The sequence below is a fragment of the Anaerococcus rubeinfantis genome (assembly GCF_001487145.1).
Lineage (GTDB): Bacteria > Bacillota > Clostridia > Tissierellales > Peptoniphilaceae > Anaerococcus > Anaerococcus rubeinfantis.
This window is the reverse complement of the sequence record NZ_LN913016.1, coordinates 289,055-312,212: the sequence shown is the minus strand read 5'-3', so window position 1 is coordinate 312,212 and position 23,158 is coordinate 289,055. Positions and strand designations below refer to the sequence as shown.

18 protein-coding genes are annotated in these 23,158 nt (G+C 27.5%); 2 read left to right on the top strand and 16 right to left on the bottom strand.

Features of this window, described 5'->3' with window-relative positions; translation table 11 throughout:
- Nucleotides 1-3: 3 nt before the first annotated feature.
- The 10 genes from BN3265_RS02355 to BN3265_RS02310 form a co-directional block, all read right to left on the bottom strand.
- Nucleotides 4-1,071 carry a Gfo/Idh/MocA family oxidoreductase gene (locus BN3265_RS02355; RefSeq protein ID WP_094777020.1) on the bottom strand — a complete coding sequence of 356 codons (1,068 nt, stop codon included), beginning with the start codon at nt 1,069-1,071 and terminating at the stop codon, nt 4-6.
- On the bottom strand, nt 1,072-2,142 hold the full coding sequence (locus tag BN3265_RS02350) for a Rossmann-fold NAD(P)-binding domain-containing protein (RefSeq protein WP_058989962.1): 1,071 nt from the start codon (nt 2,140-2,142) through the stop codon (nt 1,072-1,074).
- Nucleotides 2,139-3,569: an acyl carrier protein gene (locus BN3265_RS02345; protein ID WP_058989961.1), complete on the bottom strand. Its 1,431-nt coding sequence runs from the start codon at nt 3,567-3,569 to the stop codon at nt 2,139-2,141. The genes BN3265_RS02350 and BN3265_RS02345 overlap by 4 nt, the downstream gene beginning before the upstream one ends.
- 13 nt (nt 3,570-3,582) lie before the next feature.
- Nucleotides 3,583-5,031 (bottom strand): condensation domain-containing protein, encoded by a 1,449-nt coding sequence (locus BN3265_RS02340; RefSeq protein WP_058989960.1) that lies wholly within the window; start codon nt 5,029-5,031, stop codon nt 3,583-3,585.
- A 3-nt stretch (nt 5,032-5,034) separates the two neighbouring features.
- Nucleotides 5,035-6,102: a Gfo/Idh/MocA family oxidoreductase gene (locus tag BN3265_RS02335; RefSeq protein WP_245191080.1), complete on the bottom strand. Its 1,068-nt coding sequence runs from the start codon at nt 6,100-6,102 to the stop codon at nt 5,035-5,037.
- On the bottom strand, nt 6,102-12,242 hold the full coding sequence (locus BN3265_RS02330; protein WP_058991277.1) for a non-ribosomal peptide synthetase: 6,141 nt from the start codon (nt 12,240-12,242) through the stop codon (nt 6,102-6,104). Before BN3265_RS02330 ends, BN3265_RS02335 begins: the two co-directional genes overlap by 1 nt.
- A gap of 14 nt (nt 12,243-12,256) precedes the next feature.
- Nucleotides 12,257-13,858 (bottom strand): AMP-binding protein, encoded by a 1,602-nt coding sequence (locus tag BN3265_RS02325; RefSeq protein ID WP_058989959.1) that lies wholly within the window; start codon nt 13,856-13,858, stop codon nt 12,257-12,259.
- Nucleotides 13,858-14,550: a 4'-phosphopantetheinyl transferase family protein gene (locus tag BN3265_RS02320; RefSeq protein WP_058989958.1), complete on the bottom strand. Its 693-nt coding sequence runs from the start codon at nt 14,548-14,550 to the stop codon at nt 13,858-13,860. The genes BN3265_RS02325 and BN3265_RS02320 overlap by 1 nt, the downstream gene beginning before the upstream one ends.
- Nucleotides 14,540-15,292, bottom strand: a complete 753-nt coding sequence (locus BN3265_RS02315; protein WP_058989957.1) for a thioesterase II family protein — start codon at nt 15,290-15,292, stop codon at nt 14,540-14,542. Before BN3265_RS02315 ends, BN3265_RS02320 begins: the two co-directional genes overlap by 11 nt.
- Before the next feature lie 161 nt (nt 15,293-15,453).
- Nucleotides 15,454-15,825: a metal-dependent transcriptional regulator gene (locus BN3265_RS02310; protein ID WP_082664088.1), complete on the bottom strand. Its 372-nt coding sequence runs from the start codon at nt 15,823-15,825 to the stop codon at nt 15,454-15,456.
- A 374-nt stretch (nt 15,826-16,199) separates the two neighbouring features.
- On the opposite strand from BN3265_RS02310, the gene BN3265_RS02305 reads away from it, so the two are divergent.
- Together BN3265_RS02305 and BN3265_RS02300 are read left to right on the top strand one after the other, a co-directional pair.
- Nucleotides 16,200-16,556, top strand: a complete 357-nt coding sequence (locus tag BN3265_RS02305) for a plasmid mobilization protein (RefSeq protein ID WP_009432026.1) — start codon at nt 16,200-16,202, stop codon at nt 16,554-16,556.
- A gap of 1 nt (nt 16,557) precedes the next feature.
- Nucleotides 16,558-17,889 (top strand): relaxase/mobilization nuclease domain-containing protein, encoded by a 1,332-nt coding sequence (locus BN3265_RS02300; RefSeq protein ID WP_058989955.1) that lies wholly within the window; start codon nt 16,558-16,560, stop codon nt 17,887-17,889.
- A gap of 64 nt (nt 17,890-17,953) precedes the next feature.
- Here BN3265_RS02300 and BN3265_RS02295 read toward each other — a convergent pair whose 3' ends face one another.
- The 6 genes from BN3265_RS02295 to BN3265_RS02270 are packed head-to-tail and all read right to left on the bottom strand — an operon-like array spanning nt 17,954 to nt 22,886.
- Entirely contained in the window at nt 17,954-19,546 is a 1,593-nt protein-coding gene (locus BN3265_RS02295) for an ATP-binding cassette domain-containing protein (protein WP_058989954.1), read from the bottom strand.
- Nucleotides 19,547-19,568: 22 nt separating this feature from the next.
- Nucleotides 19,569-20,459, bottom strand: a complete 891-nt coding sequence (locus BN3265_RS02290) for an ABC transporter ATP-binding protein (RefSeq protein ID WP_058989953.1) — start codon at nt 20,457-20,459, stop codon at nt 19,569-19,571.
- An 8-nt stretch (nt 20,460-20,467) separates the two neighbouring features.
- A complete protein-coding gene (locus tag BN3265_RS02285; RefSeq protein WP_058989952.1) occupies nt 20,468-21,202 on the bottom strand; it encodes a hypothetical protein in 735 nt (244 codons plus the stop codon).
- Nucleotides 21,203-21,209: 7 nt separating this feature from the next.
- Nucleotides 21,210-21,995 carry a DUF4097 family beta strand repeat-containing protein gene (locus BN3265_RS02280; RefSeq protein ID WP_058989951.1) on the bottom strand — a complete coding sequence of 262 codons (786 nt, stop codon included), beginning with the start codon at nt 21,993-21,995 and terminating at the stop codon, nt 21,210-21,212.
- A 14-nt stretch (nt 21,996-22,009) separates the two neighbouring features.
- Entirely contained in the window at nt 22,010-22,546 is a 537-nt protein-coding gene (locus BN3265_RS02275; protein ID WP_058989950.1) for a DUF1700 domain-containing protein, read from the bottom strand.
- Nucleotides 22,539-22,886 carry a PadR family transcriptional regulator gene (locus BN3265_RS02270; RefSeq protein WP_234411444.1) on the bottom strand — a complete coding sequence of 116 codons (348 nt, stop codon included), beginning with the start codon at nt 22,884-22,886 and terminating at the stop codon, nt 22,539-22,541. The genes BN3265_RS02275 and BN3265_RS02270 overlap by 8 nt, the downstream gene beginning before the upstream one ends.
- Nucleotides 22,887-23,158 lie beyond the last annotated feature (272 nt).

Below are 23,158 nucleotides of genomic sequence, written 5' to 3'. Positions count from 1 at the left end.
TAATTATCTCCTTCCATTATTGTATAAAGAATATATATTGCAGAATTGTTTAAATGTTTTTATATTTTCATCAGTAATCTTTGCATATCCTGCTGCGTCTTGTAAAGTTTTCCAGTTTTTTGATACAATTAGTTCCCTATTAACTCTACTGCTGTTCATACGTGCATTGATAATATAATTCTTTGCTTCTAAAATTTCTTTAGTAATGGCATCTATCCATATTTGACTATATATATCATTTATACTTAAGGGGTACCCTTCAAATAAATTTATATATGCTAGCTCATCCTTTAGATAATTATTATAATTGTTGAACTTAATATATGATCGCGGTCTCCATGAAACACACCCATATGTATCATTCAACGATAGAGTCCCATCAGTAAAATAAAAATCTATTTTATGCATAAGATGCATATTATAATCTGGATACTCAGGATTAAATCTGTTATTATATTCTATATTTATGGGAATATCCCCAAGTTTACCGTACAATATGTCAAATGGCTGGGTACAGGAATCACATTCGACTTTTTTAATATCTAGCTTGCCATATGCACCCGCCATTATTAATATATCAATGGCTGTATACGATACCTGCACAGAAAAAGAAGCATTTATATATAATAGTTTGGAAAGTTTTTTTATAGCTTTAGAATATTCAATAAAGCTTCGTATATTCTCAAAATGCGAGAATATGTTTGCAGTCATATAAACAACTCTATTGTCTATAGCTAATTCCAAGCATGTTCGTTGATGATTATAATATACTGGTTGCTCTTGAATAACATTGATTTTTTTATTCAAAAGTTTGTGACATATCTCCGTACTTTCTCCTCCAACCCCCTCTGATCTCAATATTACACAAGCTAAATCTATATCATCAGGTAAATCCTCTAAATTTGTATAAAGTGGTATGTTATATTTATCTGCCAAATTCTTAGACCTGACGCTTCCCTTTGCAAAAATGCCAGAAATTTTGAAATCTTTGCTATTTCTGTTTATTGCCTCTACATAATATGATCCAAAAGTAGAGCCACATACTATAACCTTTAATACATTGTTTTTCACTTATATTTCTCCCTCTGATACTCTAATTTCCGAAAGTGATGTATCGTCAATAACCTCATAGTATAGATGTTCATTTACACTCAATATTATATCTAATATTTTATTAGACTCTCCAAACGACAACATATCAAATATCCCACGCGTATTATTTTTATTAAGTAACAATATTGCAGTTGCAACAGCTACAGAAGATGTTATTTCTAAAGAGGAATCACCTTTCAAAATCATACATTTTTTTAATATGTGATTACTAAGTACTCCTTTTATATCAAGCAAAATGCAACAATTTGAGTCTATGTTTCTTGTATCTTTTTCAGACGCTTCAATGAGTTTTTTTATATCGTTTTCTGAAGCTGCCTTTCTAAATTTCCCACTCATCAAAAATCTATAAGTTTCTCCTTCAGGCATGCAGATACTAAAACTTGCATTTTTTAAACCTAATTTTCTACTAAGTTGTAATGTCCTGAAATCCATGTATGATATCATGTTTAAATTCATTGCAAACATATTGAATTTTGGGTAAATTTTTTGTTTATCTATAACTTGTAATTTTCTGTTTTTTATTTCAGTCATTGGATAGATGTTTTTGCCATTTATATAATTCAAGTATGATTTAGCTGATGAATATGAAAATTTATCACATACGACATAATATAAAGCTAAGTCAGTCACGTAATCAAATTTTTGAGAAATTATAACTGGAAGAGCTTCTGATAGACCGGGAGAAACTCCTACTCCGTGACATATTAACGATTTATTTATTTCTGGTAATTCAATATCTTCGTAATGTGTTAAATCAACAAGCTTTCCTCCATAATACTCCACTGCCTCTAATAGATTTTTTATACCTTTCTTATCAGAGTAGGAGCAATTTATAATAGAATCACAATTTTTTACAAACTTAAAGCAAGATTCTTTATCTGATAAATCTATATAGCAAGAATTCCTTAAACTATTGTTAAGTGGCTTATTATTTCTAAAGCCAACTTTAATGTTTTTAATGCCATAATTTGACAATAATTTATAGCATAAGTTTCCTACATCGCCGTTTGCACCGATTATGCCAATCATATTTCTCCCTCAATAACTTCATCATTGTTATATTCTTTTTCTTCAATTAAGGATAGCATATCCTTGAAGTTAGCATTAGAAAATATATCTGAAAGATTTAGGTCAAAACCAAATTCTTCTTTTATGCTCAAAATTAATTTTGTAGCAAGTAAACTATCCCCTCCTAATTTAAAATAATTTGAGTTTTCATCTATTTCTTTTTGAATTTCTAAGTTATCTTGCCATAATTTACTTAGTCTCTCTAATTTTCTATAATAATTATTTATTTTTTTATAGTTTACTTCTTGAAGTTCAATTTCTTTTCTGTGAGGATCTATATTTACTTTGTTTAAGTCAATGTCATCATTTAATATAACGACTATACTATCTCCCATAAGGTTGTTATTCTTTAAAAATTTTTGTATTCCGGACTTGAAATCACTTTTTGATTTTATAAATGCACAGAATGTATCATCTTTAATTGATATATTACTCTCATCAGCAGTGATATTCATGCTTTTAAAAATTGTTTCAAGATAATTCGTATTATAAAAAAATTCATTGCGTATTTTATTATTTATACATAAGTATTGCTCTTGAAAAAATATGGCTATCAGTACTGAAATCGGATCCATATTAATAAAATCCGTCAAATAAAGAATTCCATTTTCATTTAAAGTCAGACTCAATAAATTTATCGTTAATTCAATATCTTTAAACTGATGACCTACATTGACCATAAATAGATAGTCATATTTTCCAACTATTTCTCCAGAAATAGAATCGCCTAAAAACTTCCATTTTAAAAAATTAATGTTCTTATATTTTTCTTTTAAGTAAGAGTTAGTTAATGAAGTTCCACCTATTAAATCTACTTGCTCTACTTCGTTAAGGTTATTTAACAACCATTTTAAAAATACACCTTGACCAGGATTTACTATTCCGACTTTTCCTGCACTCTTTGCAATGGTTAAGTTGATTTCTTCAACAACTTCTTTATAGTATTCTTTTATGGTAGAATTATTAAAACTAATAACCTCAGGAGATATTTTTTTATCTAACAATAAGTAGTATTTATTATCATTATCTTCTAAAATATCTATAAATAGATTTACTTTATCAGTTAATGTTTTCGCTAAAGAATTGCTTTCTACTTTTTTATCTAATAATTCTGTCTCCTTGAATCCCATAATATATTTTTCCCAATAATTAATGATTCTGCTGTTTCTTTCATCTACGTTTATAGATTTTTCATTTATTTTGAAAAGTAAACTTTTTATAAATTTCTTAACAATATATGTTCTCTCTATTATATGCTTATCTTCAATTCCATTTATTGTTTCTAAATACAGACCGTTGTCATTTTGTTTCATCGTTAAAGGTCTAACATATATTAGATTATCTTTTTTCTCACAAGGCACACGTATAAAATTGACCTTTTCTTTCATATCAATTTCCTCCTTAAAAATCTCCCCCACAGACTTGAAATATGATTTGTTTATAATTTTCTATAATTTTATTTATGTAACTATAATCAAATAATTCCTTTATATAATCAAATGAAATTTTCATCTCGTTATCTATCATTCTTACATGATGATCCAATACAACTTGTGGTGTTTGACTCAAAGAATACTCTTCTTTAAATCCATTTAAAATTGAAGTGTAGTTCTCGCCAATCATACATGTCATAACAATCGGGAAAAACCTTTCTTTTCCTAACCCTGTTTTCCTTGCTTTATTTAAAATATTTACTCCATCATAAGCTCTGAATTCAAGTATTTTAAATATTTGATTCTGAGTGTTTTGTACCGCTTCTATGAAATTATCTTGCTTATCTTTGTATTCAATTAATCCAATGTTGGTAAATTCACCTAAAACATCATCAATATTATTGTTCAAAGGTAATTTCCCAAATATCGTAATATTTATAGATAATTCTTTTTGACGACTCATATCTGATAAAACTTTCATATATACAGTCATTACAGCAGATGTTAGTGTAACTTTATGAAGCCTAGAGTATCTTTCAAGTGCGGTTACTATATCTTTCCCAAAAGTATATTCTTGTCTAACAAATGTCGTTGAATCAAGATCTTGAAAATTTTTCTTATAAGCTAATTTCGGACCGTCACTAATATCCAAGATCCTATTTTCCCAATACTTTTCTGCTTTTTGAAGTATTTTTTGGTTTTTTATCATATAACTTTCAAGATCATGAATATAATCCTTATAGTCATATTTAGCCTTTTCCAATTTTTGCCCCGAATATATGCTAAAAAGATTATTAATTAATTTTCCGGCACACCAGGCATCCAATATGGAGCAATCAAAGCTAAAGTGTAAGATGTCATCAGAGTCATTGCTTTTGCCAACTATAATAGTAAACATAGGCCAGTAATCATAACCATATATTTTACGAGATAAATTTTCTCTTGCATTTAATTTATCCTCTTCCCTAGCTAGATTATATGTTTGAACTTTATATTTAGGCATTTTATTAAGTATTATTCCCTGGCCAGTTGATAATATTATCATTCTAAGAGCATCATTTTGTTGTATTAAGACATTTACAGCATTTTCTAATTTTACTACATCAATATTCTCTTTCGAAAATTCAATGTAATAATGTGCATTTACTTTATTTAAAATTTGATTTTTTGATTGCCCTGCCATATATGCCAATTGCATCGAACTTAAATCCACATAATTATCTTTTATATATAGTAGGAAATTAGAAATCTGTTCTTTATGGTTCCTTATCTCATTTAAAACGTCATGCGATATAACAGATTTTTTAATTTTATACTTAAGGTTTTTATCTTCCATGTAAAGATAAAGACCTTTTTCTTTTAAATTTTTTAAATAATTAAATACCTGCAAGTCATTAGGTTTTTTAATTTTTTCCATTCTTCACCTCAAAGAATTTAAGCCTTTTATGTGATTGATATACTTTACATCAAATTCAACTAATTTAGGAAATTTAATATCCTTGCTTAAATCGCCCCATTTTTCCGAAATTAATAACTCTCTTTGTAAATCTAATATATTCATCTTATGATTTATTATTTCTTCAATAAATTCATCTATCTCCCTTTTTATGGATTCCGGAAATGTTTTTTCCAATAGATAGGAATATCTTTCTACTTTTTCATCAGTTAAAATCAAGTTCATTTGCATCAATGTATCGGTTCGCTTATCTCCAATTTGATATGCCATAGCGTCTGAAATATTCATTCGACTTCTCCAAATAACAGACCCGAAAGTATCATTAAGTTCTAGCCTTCCTGAATTAAAGAAGTATACAATCCTATGCAACAAATGCATATGATTATTATGATCTTTATCGGAGACTTCATTATGAACCTGTATGAAAACATCTGATCTTCCATTTGAAATTCTGATATTATTAAATGGATATCTTTGAATGCTTTCAAGTTTTTCTACTGTATAGTTTCGAGGATTGTTAAGTGATTTAGTTAAGATGGATGAAAGACCATATAATCCTTGAGAAGACGATAAAACACTTCCATATAGAAATGTATCATTAACATTAAGGTAATGGCTTGCTTCGCAAAATTTTTTTATATTTTCTAAATATGGATATAAATTACCAACTTTATAAAAAACATTATTTATTCTAGCCATTTTATAACATTCGGAAATTTCATTATGGTTTATTGGATGCTCTTGCATTACATTGACTCCCTTTTTTAAAAAATATTTAGAGATCTCTGTTCCTTCTCCCCCAAGAACTCCTGATTTTATTACAACGAACGCAATATCAATATTATCAGGAATGGCATCAAAATCAGTAAACAAAGGCACATTATAAACTTTTGAACATTCTATGGATCGCATGCTACCTTTTGCATATATTCCTATAAGTTCGAGATTATCGCTCATACTTATTGCTCGCATGTATAATTGTCCAAAAGTAGACCCACAAACGATTGCTTTTAATCTCATATTTCCCTTCATTATTCTTTCTCCAAGTAATCACTAATTTTTAATACGATATTATATATTGTTGAATTTTCTAAAAATTCGCCAAAGTCAATCTGATAGTTATATCTTTCTAATATTTTATTTGAAAGTTGAATCATATTCAGGGAAGTTCCACCTAAGGAAAAAAAATTATCTTCAATCCCTATCTCATCTAATCCTAATACTTCTCTCCATAAAATTTTTACTTCCTTCTCCAGCTCGGTATTATAAATGCGTTTTTCGTTTGTTTTATCTATCTCTTTTTTCTCATCTAGGTCTCTTTCTATATAGCTAAGCTCAATATTTTTCTTATCCGCAACATTTTTGTCTTCATTATTTAAATTTAGATTTCTATTCAATTCGGCAAAATCTTTAATTCGCTTTGCTTCATTAAGGGAAAACTCTTTAATCATATTTACATAATTCTTAAAACAACCATTCACTTGTGCGCTATCAAATAGACCCTTAACATAGTCCCATACTAATAATAAGTTTCCATCAATTTCCAAAACTTGATGATCTAACCAAACTTGTGGAGTTTGACTTATTGAATATGAATTATTCCATAAAAAATCATTTGTTGAAATTTCGCCCATTCCTAAGCCACTTGTGAATACAATTGGAGCTACTTGTTCTACTTTCTTAATTTTCCTAATCTCCCTCATAAAATCTATTGAAGAATAAGACGAATGAGCCATATCATTTAATAACTGAGTTTGAATTTCTTTTGCATTTTCAATTATTGATTTTTCTTTATTTATATTTACTTCTAATAAGCAAAGTTCTGTGAAATCACCCATTATGTCATTGATTTGAGGATGGATATTTTCTCTTACAAATTGAGTTACATTTATTACAAATCTATCTGTATTAGAATACTTACTTATAATTATAGAAAATATTGTTAGCAATATAGATGTTGGAGTTAAATTATTATTCTTTCCTATTTCCTTTATTTCCAACCAATCTTTTTTATTTATTTTTTCTTTTATTCTAGAAAATTTTTGATTAGTATTAGATATATCCGTTCTAACTCTTAGAAAATTTGTATCAACTGGAAAAGAATCTAGTCTATCTATCCAGTATTTTCTATCTTCTTCTAATTTGACTTTTCTATTTTCTTTTTTATATAGAACGTAGTCTCTAAAGGAAATATCAATATTTTTCTCCACAAAATTCCCATCATATCTTAACTTAATTTCCTTTAAAAATTTAAACATACTCCAGCCATCTAATATTGTATTATCTATGCCAATATATAGCCTATATAAATTATCGCCGATTTTTACAACTTTGAAATCAAAGTTTGGAAATTTACTTAAATCAATTATTCTATGTGATAAATCATCTCTTATTTGTTTTAAAGTTCTATCTTTCAATTCATCATCTAGATAAGTCAAATCGTTAAAATTTATAAGAAATTCTGGATTATTTTCTAATATTTGTTGTTTACCAGAATCTAAAATAATTGTCCTAAGACTTTGATGAAATTTTATCATTTGATTTATAGCATTTTGTAATTTTATAAAATCCAAGTTTTCGATATCAAATTCAAAATAACAATGAGTAGACACATTTCCTAACTTATAAGCACCCTGCCTACCAATCCAATAAGCCATTTGTACATCTGTTAGAGGAAATGGTTCATATAAGCTATCTTTATCAGGAACTATTAATTGTTCATTTTCAACTTCTTTACACTTATTATTGTTTATAAATATAGCCAATTTATTAACAGTTGGATTTTCAAATATATCTCTAATAGATAGTTTTATTCCTAGCTTATTCCTTATTTTCCCAATTATAGAAGTCGCTATTAGAGAATCTCCACCAATAGAAAAATAATTATTGTCTACACCTATATTTTCGTTATTAAAAATATCCTTCCATATTTTTAGTATAGTAAGCTCCAATTCATTTTTAGGTTTTACATTATAACTAATTTCTAATTTTTCTTTTTTATTTTCATTCTTTAACTTATTTTTCAATTTCTTCCTATCAACTTTTCCATTTTTATTTAATGGAATGTCATCTACTTTATAGAAATTAGCAGGAATCATATAGCTTGGTATTTCATGTGATAAATAACTTCTTAATTTTTCAAAGGTAGACTTGTTTTCTTTTAAGTTAGCTATTATAAAAGTTATAAAATTAGAGCATTCTGTCCTTTTTTCACCGTTTATATAGAGGACTTCACAATCATTATTGTCAAAATCATCTGGTCTTACTTCGTTAAATGGCTGCTCATTTATTATATCTGCTGTAATAATAGGCAGTAGGTTATTATTTTTTAATTCATTACCAATAATAAGTCCATTAACTTTCAACACTTTTAGTACTCCTTCTATAAGAGTCTTTTTGGCATTACTTCTGTGAATCGAGTTTAAAGCTATAGCAATATCAAAATTATCTTCATCTAAAGAAGTTTCTAAGTTATCATTTATACAAACATATTTAAATTTACTATCATTCTCCAAATCAGATAGATTATTTCTAAAGTAGATAGAACTATCAGCATAAATATACTCACTAATAAACTCTTTAAGCTGTTTAAAAATAGTAGTAGTAAGTTCACTATTTCTAGTTCCATATTCTAAGATTTTTATATTTTTATTATTTAATCTTGCATAAGCCTTTATTGAATTTATAATGCTATTAATTGATTCTTCATAGCCTAAAAGTTCTTCTGTAAATTTTGACATATAGGATTTATTTGAATCTGAATAAAAGGCTTCTATAGGATCTTTTTCTCCCGACAAAATCTTTATAAGCTCCAATTCTAAATTCTTTAAATAATTGCCTATTTCATTATTGCAACTATCTTCATTTATAAAAATCTCATCTTCTCTAAATGAATATTTTTCATTCTTAAATTCTAAATATTTTAAAGATAAAAGTTTATTTATCCAATTTTCAATTATAAATCTATTCCTTTTTGAATCCTTAATTTTATTATAAATATCAACAATTGAGTAGCTATTATTTACTAAATCAAGTTCAAAGCTTTTAAAGACATTTATAATAGTTTTGGCAACCAGGCTATTTATTTTTTCATTTTGTACCCTTATATCCTCATAAGAGATTTCTTCTACTTCCTCAATAAAAGAAGTGTCTATTTTTTCTAAATATCTATTTGTACTAAAGTTATCAGAATCCTTGTCAACTTTTACAAAGGCTACTAAATTTTTGCTATTTGCTTTTTCTATAAAATCAACTACTACTTTTTCAACACCATCAAATTTACTTATAGCATCTTCAACTTCTCCAAGTTCAATTCTATGACCTTTAATTTTTACTTGAGTGTCTTTTCTTCCGAGAAATTCAATAGTACCATCATTCCAAAATCTTCCATTATCTCCAGTTCTATACCATCTAAGTCCATCTTCTTCAAAATATTTTCTATTAGTTAGGTCTTCATCTCCATGGTAGCATTTAGCAACACCAACTCCACCAATTAGAAGTTCTCCCTTAACATAATTAGGGCATATTCTACCTAATTCATCTACTACTCTATAGACTTGGTTTTTAAGTGGTTTTCCATATGGAATTGATATCCAGTCTTTTGGTATTTCCCTTGGTACGTTTAAATAATTTGACCATATAGATGCTTCTGTTGCTCCACCCATAGCAACAACTATAGAATTTTCTTTTTCGCTTATCTTATAAAATCTTCCTGGCAAGTCTTTTGCTATCCAATCTCCTGATAACATAACAATTCTAAGTGGTAAGTTTTTCTTTTCACCCTCTGCCATAGTTACAAGCATGTCAAAAAGTATAGGTACAGAGTCCCATATACTTACCTTATATTTTTCAATAATTTTAATCCATTCATCAGGATTACGATAATTATCTTCATTAGTTGTTATTAGAGTTCCACCTACACCAAGTATTCCAAAAATATCATATACTGATAAGTCAAAGTCTATTGCTGACACCATAAGTAACGTATCATTTGAATTAATAGAATATTTTTCATTTAAATCATTAATAGTATTAATGGCACTTGTGTGCATGATCTCAACACCCTTTGGCACTCCTGTAGTACCTGATGTCATTATTATATAGGCTGAGTCAAAAGGACTTACTTCTATAGGCTTATCAAGGCCTAAGAATTTGTCTATAGTCTTGTCTAAATCAATTAAAGAAACTTCTCCCGTATCTAGTTTGCAATCTTCTATTGTTTTATTATCACTGATTACAAACTTTATACCTATTTGTTCGTATATTTTACTTCGCCTTTCACTAGGTTGATTTATTCCAATAGCAACATATGCTGCTCCAGCAAAGAGTATTCCAAATATAGCATAAACTTGCTTGCTTGATCTCGGGAGAGTAATGCCTACATATTCTCCCTTTTTTATTCCATTTTCCTTTAAATATCCTGCTATATTTAAGGATTTTTCATATAAGTCCATATAGGATATTTCTTCTTTAGTTTCTGAATCTATAATTGCAATTTTTTCTGGATTTTCTTTTACATTTTTTATAAATCCATCATATAATCTCTCATCAGGAAAGTTTAATGGAAGAATTGATTGAAGCTCTTTTTCTCTTGCTAGTTTTTGATTTTCTGATAGCACATCAAATTTGCTTTCCCAATTTTCTTTTTCTGTTAGTATTAAAAGTTGTTCTTCTAAAGAATTTAACATGTCATCTAACATTTTTTCAGGGAAAAGTTCATCTACACTGTCCCAGCATAATACTAAATCTCCATCTTTTATATAAGATTGGAAATCTAACCATACTCCTGGAGTTTGTGAAACCATATATGTAATTTTGCCCAAAGCTTTCCTTGAAATTTCAGTCTCTAGTGGATAGTCTATGTTGCACGCAAAAACTAAAGGTGCAACATTAAGACTTGTACCCTGTGATTTTGATATATCTCTTTGAACTTGAACTCCACTATAAGATGAATGACTAGCATTGTCTATAAAGGTTTTGCTTATTCTATTCAAAGTTTCTAGGAAAGAAGTATCATTTTTTCTTTCATGCTCTACTAATAAGATATTTGTAAAGTCTGCCACCATATCTTTCAAGTTTTCGTTTGAAAGATCTCTATTGAATAATGGTAAGTTTATAAAAAACTTATCTTGGTTAGTCCATCTTTCTAAAATTAAAGCATACGCAGTTAATAAAACCATTGATGGAGTAGATTTATAGCTTGCTGCAAACTCTTTTATTTTGCTCCATTTATCTTTTTCAATAACTCGTTTTCTTCTAGTAAATCTTGTTTCTTTGATTTGTTCAGGAGCTTTCTTTAATGGTAAATCAGGTCTTTCTATCTCAAATGAGCTTATTTTTTCTTTCCAAAACTCTTGGTCTTTTTTATAAATTTCAAAGTCTACTTCAAGATTATTTATATAGTCTTTAAATGTATAATTGTTTAGATTATCTAATTCTTTTCCTGAATACAATTCTCCTAACTCTTTTAAAATAAGGCTCAAACTCATTACGTCAGCAACTAACAAATCTAAATCAAAGAAAATTTTGTTTCTATTTTGTGATAGATTTGCAAGTTTTAATCCTGCGACTTCTCCCATTTCTACCCTAAGTTTTCTGTGCGATAAATTTTCTCGTATTTCGTCTAGTCTAATTTTGGTTTCTTCTTCATCTAAACTAGATATGTCAAAAACTTCAATTTCTTTGCTAAAAGGTTTATCTAAAATTTCTTGCTTTCCATCTTCTGTGAATCTTGCTCTGAGCATTGGATGTCTATATTGAAGTTTATTCCATGCATCATTCAATCTTTTACAATCTATTTCTTCTCCGTCTATTTCAATATAGGCATGACAGCCTACTTCTTCTTGTCTTTCATTATCATGACCACCTACAAAATAAGCATACTGAGTATCAGTTAATTCAAATTGTTTGTTTCCTATGACTTTTTTATTAGAATTATTTAATTTGCGTGCATTTTTTATTGCCATTTCCCATTCAGCAAAACACGGCTTTTCCATTAATTTAGAAAATGACACATTAATATCGTGCCTTCTTAATTTGCTTATTATTCCCATAACATTTACTGAAGTTATCCCTAATTCTATTAAATTATCATATTTTTTTATATCATCATTATTTATATAACTTTTTACTTGAGCTTTAATTTCATTTAATAAATCGTATAAATCAGGCATTCTTTCTTCTCCTCTCAAATATTCTCATCTTCATAATTCTCTATTAGACTTTTTCTATCTATTTTTCCTGTAGCAGTTAGCGGCCAATTACCAACTATCTTCATACAATCTGGAATCTTAAATTCTGCTATACCAGTTTCTTTAAGTGTTTGAATGATTTCAGAAAACATCAAATTTTTGTCTTTTTCTAGTATATATACGCAAATTTTTTCTCCTAATGTTTCATCAGGAACTCCAACTACTTGAACTTCTGATATCTTTTTATTCTTTAGCAATAGGTTTTCTAATTCAGAAGGAATAATTTTTTCTCCGCCTTTAATTATCATTTCTTTAATCCTACCAGCTATTTGATAGTTTCCATTTGACAACTTTCTAGCTCTATCTCCAGTTCTAAAGTACAATTCTTTGTCTAATATAAAGTTATTAACATCATTCATTCCACCGTAATACCCATACATTGTATACGGCCCCCTTATTAATAATTCACCATAATCACCAGTATTTACTTCTTCTCCAAACTCATCTACTATTTTTACACTATCTCCAATAGATACAGGTTTGCCCTGAGTATTAAGTCTGGTGTCCATGTTATCATCAAATCTAGTACACATAACTAGTCCTTCAGTCATTCCATATAATTGTGAAATAATACACCCAAAACTCTTTTCGATTTCAAATGCTTTGTTATATTCTAAAACTGATCCACCTACTTGTATAATTTTTAAAGATGAAATATTAATTTTTTCGAACTCTAAAAAATCCATACATAAACTTGCTAAAGCTGGAACTAAAGCCATCGTACTAATATTATGCTCTTCTATATTGTAAATTATTTCGTCAGGACTTGGCGTCATAGATATTACACATTTAGCTCCATGATAAAATACTCCTATTATCCCTGGATAAGATAAAACAAATTTATGAGATAGAGATAATGCCATCAAGTATATTGTAGCATCTGAATAATTTAGGGCATTTCCTATTGCTATAGCCGAACAAATTAATTCGCAATGTTTCATTGGTATCATTTTAGGACTGCCCGTTGTTCCACTTGACAGCATAAGTAGAGCCATCTCTTTATAATCAATATCTATATATTGAGATAGATAATCTTTATCATCAATATTGTAAAAATTTTTATATCCTTGATTACCCCCAAGAATATAAACTTCAAAATCTATATTTAATTCTTCTTTTACTTCTCTTATCATATCAACATATGAAAAGCCAAGATATTTATCCTTAGCTATATATGCTTTTGCCTCTGATTTTTCTAATATTCCCTTTATTTCATTTTTCCTATGAGCTGGAAGTGATAATACTGGAATCACACCAATCTTAAACATGGCAAAAAGGATAATAACAAATTCGTGGCAATTAGGAAGTTGAAGAACTATTTTATCTCCCTTTTTAAATCCAGCCTTCAATAAACCATTGGCATATTTACAAGATTTTCTATTTAATTCTTGATATGAAAGTTCAACATCTCCATCTACTAATGCAATCTTATCCCTATATTTTTTAGCACAATCTTCAATAAATTCTCCTAAGGTCATATGCGGCCATACTTGTTCATCATAAAATTTTTCTAATTTTTCTTTTAATTCAATGTTCATTAATTTTCCTCCAAGCATATTGCCCCGACATATTTGTCGTCATAGTTTAATGACTTTACCCTACTTATTGTATTCCTTTTACTATCATTAATTTCTATAAATTCATTTTCAAAAGAAATTATTTCAATCTCTTTTAAATTCCTTATAAGACCAATCCCATCACACTTAAGATAAGCTTCTTTTACAGTCCAATATCTATAGAAACCGATTATGTTGTTATCTATATTTATGATTTCATCTTTAGTAAAACAGTTTTCTAATATATCCTTAAACTCAAATTTATAATTTATTTTTTCAACATCTATTCCTACTTCTATTTTAGAAAAAGCTAATAAGACTAAGCCTTCTGTATGGGATGTGTTAAACTTTAATCCTAGAGTGTTCTCTACATAAGGCTTATTGTTTTTATCCCTCTTGACTCTTAAATCATTAATTGATTTTTCGAGTAAACCTTTTAAGGTCAAATTAAGTATTGCCCTTGATACCAGATAATTAATTTTTGCTATTTCTGATTTATAATCCTTTGATTTTATTATCTCCTCTTTAGTTAAGTAAGGAAGTAATTTTTCTTCTAATAATTTATCTGTATAAGCCTTAATTAGTATTAAATTATTACTAGCTAACTTATCTTTTAAATCTTCTAAAGTAAGAAAATCATTAATTTTTCTTATTTCATATTCTTCAATTTTCATTTACTTTTATAAACTCTTTTATCTCTTTAATGACACTTTCAGGAGATGTGTTTACAAACATATGCTTGCCATCTATATATTTATAAGTGAATTCCTTTGTGGTATAATCTTGCCATTTTATAAGTTCATCTAAGGTCATTTCTTGATCTTTATCTCCCATAAAACCTAGTATAGGTGATTCTAATTTCTCAAACTTTGTGTCTTGATAGTCTTCATCTATTACAAAATCTGCCCTCAATGTTGGTAAGAAAATGGAAATTAAATCCTTATTATCTAGAATTTCTTTTGGTGTTCCTTCATATCTTCTCAAGCCTTCTATAAATCCGTCATCGTCAAGATGATAAATTGGATGAGGTTCTTTATATAATGGAGCACGCCCTCCTGATATAATTATTCCTCTTGGATTTATGTAATCCGAATTTTTAATTCTTAATGCTAATTCATAGACTATTTTTGTTCCCATACTGTGTCCAAATAAATAATAAGGTTTTCTAAAATCAAAATTTTCTTTCATATCTTCAAATAGATTATCTACTAAGATGTTAATATCACTTATAGCCTTTTCAGAAAACCTGTTTTCTCTTCCTGGATATTGGGCAACAAGTAATTTTATATCTTCAAATTCATCTTTCCATTTTCTAAAGGCAGACACCCCGCCACCTGCAAATGGGAATATAAAAAGATTAGCTATTATATTATTTTCATTAATTTCTTTATTTAGTATTTCAAAGTTTTTTGACATAAATTCACCTTTTTATTTGTTTTCTGTTAGTATCGGCTAACTCAAAATTATTATATAGCATTTGATAACTTTTATCAATAGCTTTGAGATGTTTTTAAAAATATAATTTTAAAGATAAAAATAGCATAGACATCTCATTATTGAGTCATCTATGCTATTTATTATAAATTATAATCGAAATGTTTTTTTAATTTTTCAAAAGTTTCATCAGAAATAACATGCTCTATAAGACAAGCTTCGTTTTCAGCGTTTTTTGCATCTATTCCAAGTCTTATAAATACATCCGTCAAATATTTATGCCTTGTATACATTTTTTCGCAAAATATTTTTGACTCCTCTGTTAAACGAATTATTTTATCTTCACCATAAATAATCAGTCCTTTATTTTCAAGTTTTTTTAACATTCTTGTAACAGTAGGTCTTTTATACTCTAAGTAATTAGCAAGATCCATGTTTCTTACTTCATCTTTTTCCAAAGATAAAATATATATAGCTTCTAAATAATTTTCCTCTGCAAATTCCCTGTGTAGAATGGATTACCCCTCCCTCAAAACAAAAATAATTACAATCAAATTTAGTAAATACGAAATTAAAGAACTTAGAATATGATTTCCTTAATATTTACACTATTTCATTATACTTATAAAAATCCTTATTTAAAAGTAAATTTTGCAATATTCCTCTAAATTTGTCATGTATTGTTTATTAACTTCATTAGATGCGGTATAATTAATAAAACTAAATATACGCTTAATGCTTATAACTTTAATAGCAAGCACAGTAAGTGAGTACCCACTTACGAAAAATTGATGAAGCAGAACCTTTATGGACTGCTTCTTTTTTTATCAATTTTACCTTGTTAGGGAGAACCCTAAGACCCCAATATTTTATGATAAGGAGATATACTATGGATAATAGAAAAAGAAATAATCAACTAAAAATATATTTAACAGATGAAGAAAAAGAAATCTTTGAAAAGAAAATGAAACTTGCTAATTGCAAAACTATGTCCCACTTTCTTAGGAAATGTGTATTAGAAAAAGAGATTTATGTTGTAGATTTAGAGCCATTTAGAAACCTACAATGGTTACTTTCGAATGCAACAAATAATATAAACCAGATTGCAAAAGCTACTAATACAACTGGTGTTATTTACAAAAATGAAATTGAATCTATGAATAATCAGATAGAAAAATTATCAAGGGAAATATGGCAGATTCATTCCCTACTTCTTAATAAATCAAAAGAAAGTTCTGGTGATTAGTATGGCAATTACAAAAATACATCCTATAAAATCAACTCTAAATTTGGCAATAGATTATATAACTAGGAGTGAAAAAACTGATGAAAAAATCTTGGTATCTTCATTTAAATGTCATCCATCTACTGCTCATATTCAGTTTATGAAAACACGAGAAGACAATGATACTAAAGGTACAGTTTTGGCTAGACATTTAATTCAATCTTTTCTACCTGGAGAGGTTGATCCTATAAAAGCTCACGAAATTGGAATGGAATTATGTAAGAAAATTTTAAAAGAAGATTATGAATTTGTTCTTGCAACTCATATAGATAGAGGGCATATCCATAACCATATTATTTTTAATAATGTTAATTACAAGACTGGTAAATGCTACCAGTCTAACAAAAAATCTTACCACAAAATCAGGTATCAAAGTGACGAATTATGTAAAGAAAATAAGCTTTCAGTCATTGATGAATATTATGAAGCTTACAAGAGAAAATATAAAACTGCTGGTAAATCTTGGTACGAATATGACCAAAACAAGAAAGGAAATTCTTGGAAGTCTAAACTGCAATTTGATATAGATAGAATGATTAATAAGTCTAAATCTTGGGAAGAATTTTTAGAAAATATGAAGTCTATTGATTATGAAATTAAGTTTGGTAAACACATTGCTTTTCGTCATAAAGATAAACAAAGATTTACAAGAGCTAAGACTATCGGAGAAGATTATACCGAAGAAAAAATCAAAGAAAGAATAGATTTAGCTATTAAAAACAAAGCTAATACTATTAAAAAACGTGTAGGAAATGTTATTGATATATCTACTAATAAAAAAGCTCAATCATCTAAAGGTTACGAAGTCTGGGCAAGAAAACACAATATCAAAACAATGGCTGATTCAATAATTAAATTAAGAGAGCAAGGAATTAATTCAATTACACAACTCGATGATCTTATCAAAAAATCTGCTGATGATAGACAAGACTTGTTAGATAAAATAAAGAAAATTGAAACTGAGATGAAGAGTTTATCCCAAGATATGGAAAATATAAATACTATAAACAAGTATCGTGAAATCTATAAATACCATAAGAAAAATCCTGAAGATAAGCAATTTTCAGATGAGTATTATAGCGAACTTTCTGTCTACAAAATAGCCGCTAAAGAAATATTAGAAAGATATAAAAAGCTTCCAAATACAAAAGAAATACTATACAAACTTGATGAATTGCAAGAAAAAAAGAACACCCTTATGCAAGAGTATTCTTTGAATAAAGAACAATTTTCTGACCTTGTTCGGTATAGGAAAAACTATGAAAATTATTATGGGAATGAAGTAGAAAGATAAAAAATTAGGGGAAGTCAATTCTTTATATAAACTATTACTCATAAAAGTTGACATTCCCATTTTTTTACAAAGTATATATGTTATCTGACAACATAGCTATATTATCATTTAGTCTATGAGTAATCATTACAACAGTTAAATTTGAATCTAAAAACAATTCTTTCTCTATATATTCTGAATTTTTAATATCCAAATTTGCTGTCCCTTCATCTATAAAAATCAAATCCCTTTCTGAGTATAATGCTCTTGCTAAACAAATTCTTTGAATTTGACCTGCTGAAAGGGTAAGATTGTTACTTTTCAGTTCTGTTTCCAAACCTCTAGGTAAATCTTTTATAAAATCTTCAATTTTTGTTCTTTTGATTACATTATAGAGTAGTTCAGCGTCATATTTTTTATCCAAAATGATATTATTTCTTATACTCATATTAAATATATAATCATCCGAACTTACACATGCTATTGAATTTTTTATCAATTGGGACGATATTTCTTTATAATTTTTACCATCCCAAAATATATTCCCTTCATACGATAATAAATTAGAGGAAATTATTTTCATTAACGTCGTTTTACCTGTTCCGCTCTCACCTATAACTATGTATTTTCCATTTTTTTTAATACATATGTCTGGAAAATTAATTTTCTCTTTATTATTGTAAGAATAAGATAGATTACTAGTTATAATTTTATCAGAAAATATCATCTCGCTTTTATCTACCTTTTTCACCTGTAAATCTAAGTCATATTTTCTTAATATAGCTTTTGATAAAATATATTTAGAATAAACTTCTCCAAATGATTGCAATGAATTAAATAATTGATTTGATAAATTCCCTACTGAAATTATTATCCCATAGCTTACAATTTTATTATAAGCCAGCCATCCTGATATAAAAATTAATAAAACTTGACTAAATGTATTCAAAAAATTTATCAAAATCCATAATTTAGATAAATTTTTTTCTAATGTTATTTTATCATTTCCTAAGGAGATTGAATGATTTTTTATTACTCCTAACATTAATTTCAATGAAGAATAATTATTTAGTATATGACTCCCATTTATCATATTAAAAGAATTTGATTGCAACTCTTTATATTTTTCTGATACATTGTTGATTTCATCAGATATTTTATCATCAAAAAATTTAGGTATCACCAAAATAATTAAGCCTAACAATATAGATGTTAACACAATAATATAATGAAAACTAAACAATGCTAAACTTGAAAAAATTACTCCACTAAGTATTGAAACCAACTCAAAAAAACAACCTATCCCATCACTAATTATTTCTATATCATTTGTACATAAATTTACATATTCATCATAATTTACGAACTTATCTTTTTTTGAATTACTTGAAAATTCTGAAACCAGCTTCTTAATAGCAGCACTTCTCAGATCAGTACAAATTTTTTGTGTTAGAGTCTCTTCTTTAATTCTACGAATATAATTTGAGAATAAACCTGATATCCAAGCAATAAAAGACAATAAAATATAGTATAAAAATTGATAAAAATTCTGTTTTAATAAAAAATCAATACTTTTAGCTATTAACAATGCACCTACCGTACTAGCTAAAACAAAAAAACTAGATAACAATGTAAGAATAATTGTTTCTTTAATATTTTTTTTTAATATTTTTATCATCTTTATACCCCTACTAAAATAATTAGCTTATATTTCTTAAATAAAATTCTTCCAATGTCTCTTCTTTTCTAAAAATTTCATAGACTTTAATGCCATTATTAACTAATAGACTAACAACCTCTGAACTGTCTTCTATATTTTCTTTAACTCGAATCCTGTCATTTTGAATATCAATTTTGGAGATTTCCTGTTCCTTTAATATTTCTACTGTTCTATCAATATCTGAAGTGCAGATTTCTATATAATCAAAATCTCTGTTATGCAAATCATCCAAGCTTAATTTATCTATCACTTGACCGTCATTAATAATCGCTATTTTATTTACCAAGTTTTCCAACTCTGGAAGCACATGACTAGAAATAATAATAGTCACTCCATTTTCCTTATTTAGTCTTTTTAATAAGCTTCTTATTTCTACTATACCTTTAGGATCTATTCCATTGATAGGTTCATCTAAAATTAGAAGTTCTGGTTTCCCTAAAAGACACACAGACAAAGCTAATCTCTGCTTCATACCAACTGAATAGTTTTTAACTACCTTACCATCATCGTAGTTTAATCCAACTAATTCTAAAGATTTCTTTATAGTATTCTCATTAGTAATGCCTTTTTGAATTGCAAAATATCTCAAATTATCCCTAGCTGTCAAATTACCAAACAAAGTTGGATTTTCCAAAATTGCTCCAATTTTCTTTCTTCCTTCTGAAATATTCTTTCCTCCAAACAATTCATAATCACCTTTAGTTTTCTCGGTAATTCCACAGATAATTTTCATCAGTGTTGATTTTCCAGCACCATTTTTACCAATTATACCATAGATATCTCCTCTATTCACTGTTAGCGAACAGTTATTTAAAGCGTATTTGTCATTATATTTTTTTGAAAGATTATCTGTTTTAACTATAGCATCCATAATCCACCTCAATTGATTTCTTTTCTACTAAATCTTACATATCCACTCATTAGATAAATTACAAAGACAAAAACAAAACTAATACCAGCTGTCTTCATAAAGCTATTTCCAATTTGCTCTGTAGCCAATCCTAAATCTAATAGCTTGAATGGTTGTATTAGAAGAAGGTTATTAAATACATCGTAGATTTTTCCTTCAGTCATATACATTCCTATTTGAAAAACTGATGGGATTATTACAAAGGAAGTTGCAATTCCAAGAGCCACATTGTTTAACAAATAAGTTAAACCCATAACACCATTGTTTACATTTATCATCAATATTATCATTCTAATCAAGAAATAGACAAATCCGATGCATGATCCTCCAGTGTAATCAGATCCCACTAGATTTTTTAATAAACTGAATAATAAAATCAATCCTCCCATTATTACTATAGAAAAAAGAGTAAAAATTTGTAAAGTAATAAGATCACATACAAATATGTGCTTTCTACTAAGCCCCATTGACAGTAGCTCTACTTTAATATCTTTTTTCTTAAAAATAGTTACACTGAAAAAAATTGAAATTATAATACTAACAATCTTTAAAAAGGTTTCCATAGATTCAAAATATTCTCCAGAATTAGAGTCTATAGATGAATAAATCATACTTCCTAATAATATCAATGTAGTAGCAGCGATAAATTTAAGATAATTTCTTGTATGAAAAATTCTAAAAATCTCAGCTTTAATATATTTCATGATCTTTTCACCTCTCATTGATAAACTCAAATCTATTTAGTTTACCTTCTAATTTTATTTTATTGGGCGTATTTTTATTAAATATCTCATCATAATTTTTTAAACCAAGTTCGCCTTCAACAATAGAGAAATTCAATATGTTGTCTCCTTTAAACTCATTTTTTTCTCCAAAGATTCGAGATTTATTTAAATTTAGTTTACTATCACTAATATTTGTAGAACTCATACTTAAATCTGATAATTCTAATTCAAGATTTAATTTGTTAATCGTTGAATCAGTAAAATCAACATCAATTGCATTACCCTTAATCCCTACATTCTTAAGCTTTACATCTTTAATACTTATTGAACCAACTCTATTATTTATAGAAATCTTATCTATGTTTTCGATAGGTCCCTCAATTACCAATTTCAATTTAGATGATTCTTCGTCTAGTATTCCTATTGGTTTTTGTTTTAATAGCTTGTTAGAGATACTAATTACACTATTTTTTTCTTCGACCTCTATAGGACTCACATACTCTGATTTTAAATTTTCAATCTCTACATTGTAATTTTCACTTGTATTGGATATTAACTCTATATTTGTAATATTTGTATCAATTTGTAATTCTTTGATTTTTTCAAATGTTTTTGTTTCTGAATAACTAGATGCCACTACAGGATCTAATCCCTTTTTGTCAATATAATATTCATCTTCAGATAATTTTAGATTTAGCTTTCCTCCCATGTTGCATCCGACAAGAGTTAAAACTATACCTAATGCCAAGGTAATCCATAATTTCTTTTTCATATTGAAACCCCTTTCTAACTATTGATATTTCTTTCCTTGATTCTTTTTATTATTAATTTCCCAATTAGGTTAATTATTTCAATCAATATCCCTGTTGCTGAAATAACTAAAAGTATTACTCCCAGTAGCAAACATAAACTTGCTATCGAAAATCCACCTAAAAAGAATTTTTTTACTGTTCCAATAACCAATAAGATTACCGTGAAATAAGTAGCAGCTATTAAAAAAATAGCTGTAAATAACAAAGCCAAGAATACTATTAATCCTACCAAAATTGTTGGTAGTGATAAAATACTTAAGGTAATTATTGGTATCCCTTTAAAAATTTTCTTAATAGAACTGTTTTCATCTTCCCAATTATCTATTTTCATAGATAAATTTAAATCCCTAGCAATTTTATTTACATCATATTGATTTGGTATTTGATCTTCATCCGCTAAATTCATTTCATCAAATAACTCTGAGTAAAATAGAATTGCCTCTTCTCTTTCTCTGTTATCAAATTTCTTTAATTTTTTATCCAAAGTTTGTAAAAAAGATTTCCTAATCATCTCTACCCTCCTTACTTTTCATAATAAAATCATCTACTGTATTTTTATACTTTGACCAGCTTTCTAATTGCTTCTCCAATTCTTTTTTTCCATCATCCGTTAAAGTGTAATATCGCCTATTTCTTCCATTTATGGATTTATTATATGTTGCAAGATAATTGGATTTTTGCAACCTTCTTAATACTGGATAAACGGTAGATTCTGAAATATTAAATTCATCTGATAACTCTTGGGTCAACTTGTACCCATAGGTATCTTCTTTATCGATTGCTATTAAAACACATAGCTCTAAAACTCGAGTATCTATTTCAAACATCTGTATTGCATCATATCCTTTCAAAACTATTCCGTTTCATTTATTACAAAACCATATTTGTTAATGCTTTAAAATTTATTTAATTTTAGTTCTTTCTTTTTATAAACTATGACCTAATTATAAGTTTATCAACTAATCAATATAATACTATACAACGTATAATATTGATATCTATATTATATGAGGTATAATAATAAATGTCAAGATGTATGCTCTTTAATTCTTGATATTAACATTTTTTTGAATATTGTTAATTACCATGTTATACTATAAATAGTAATACTAATATGTATTAA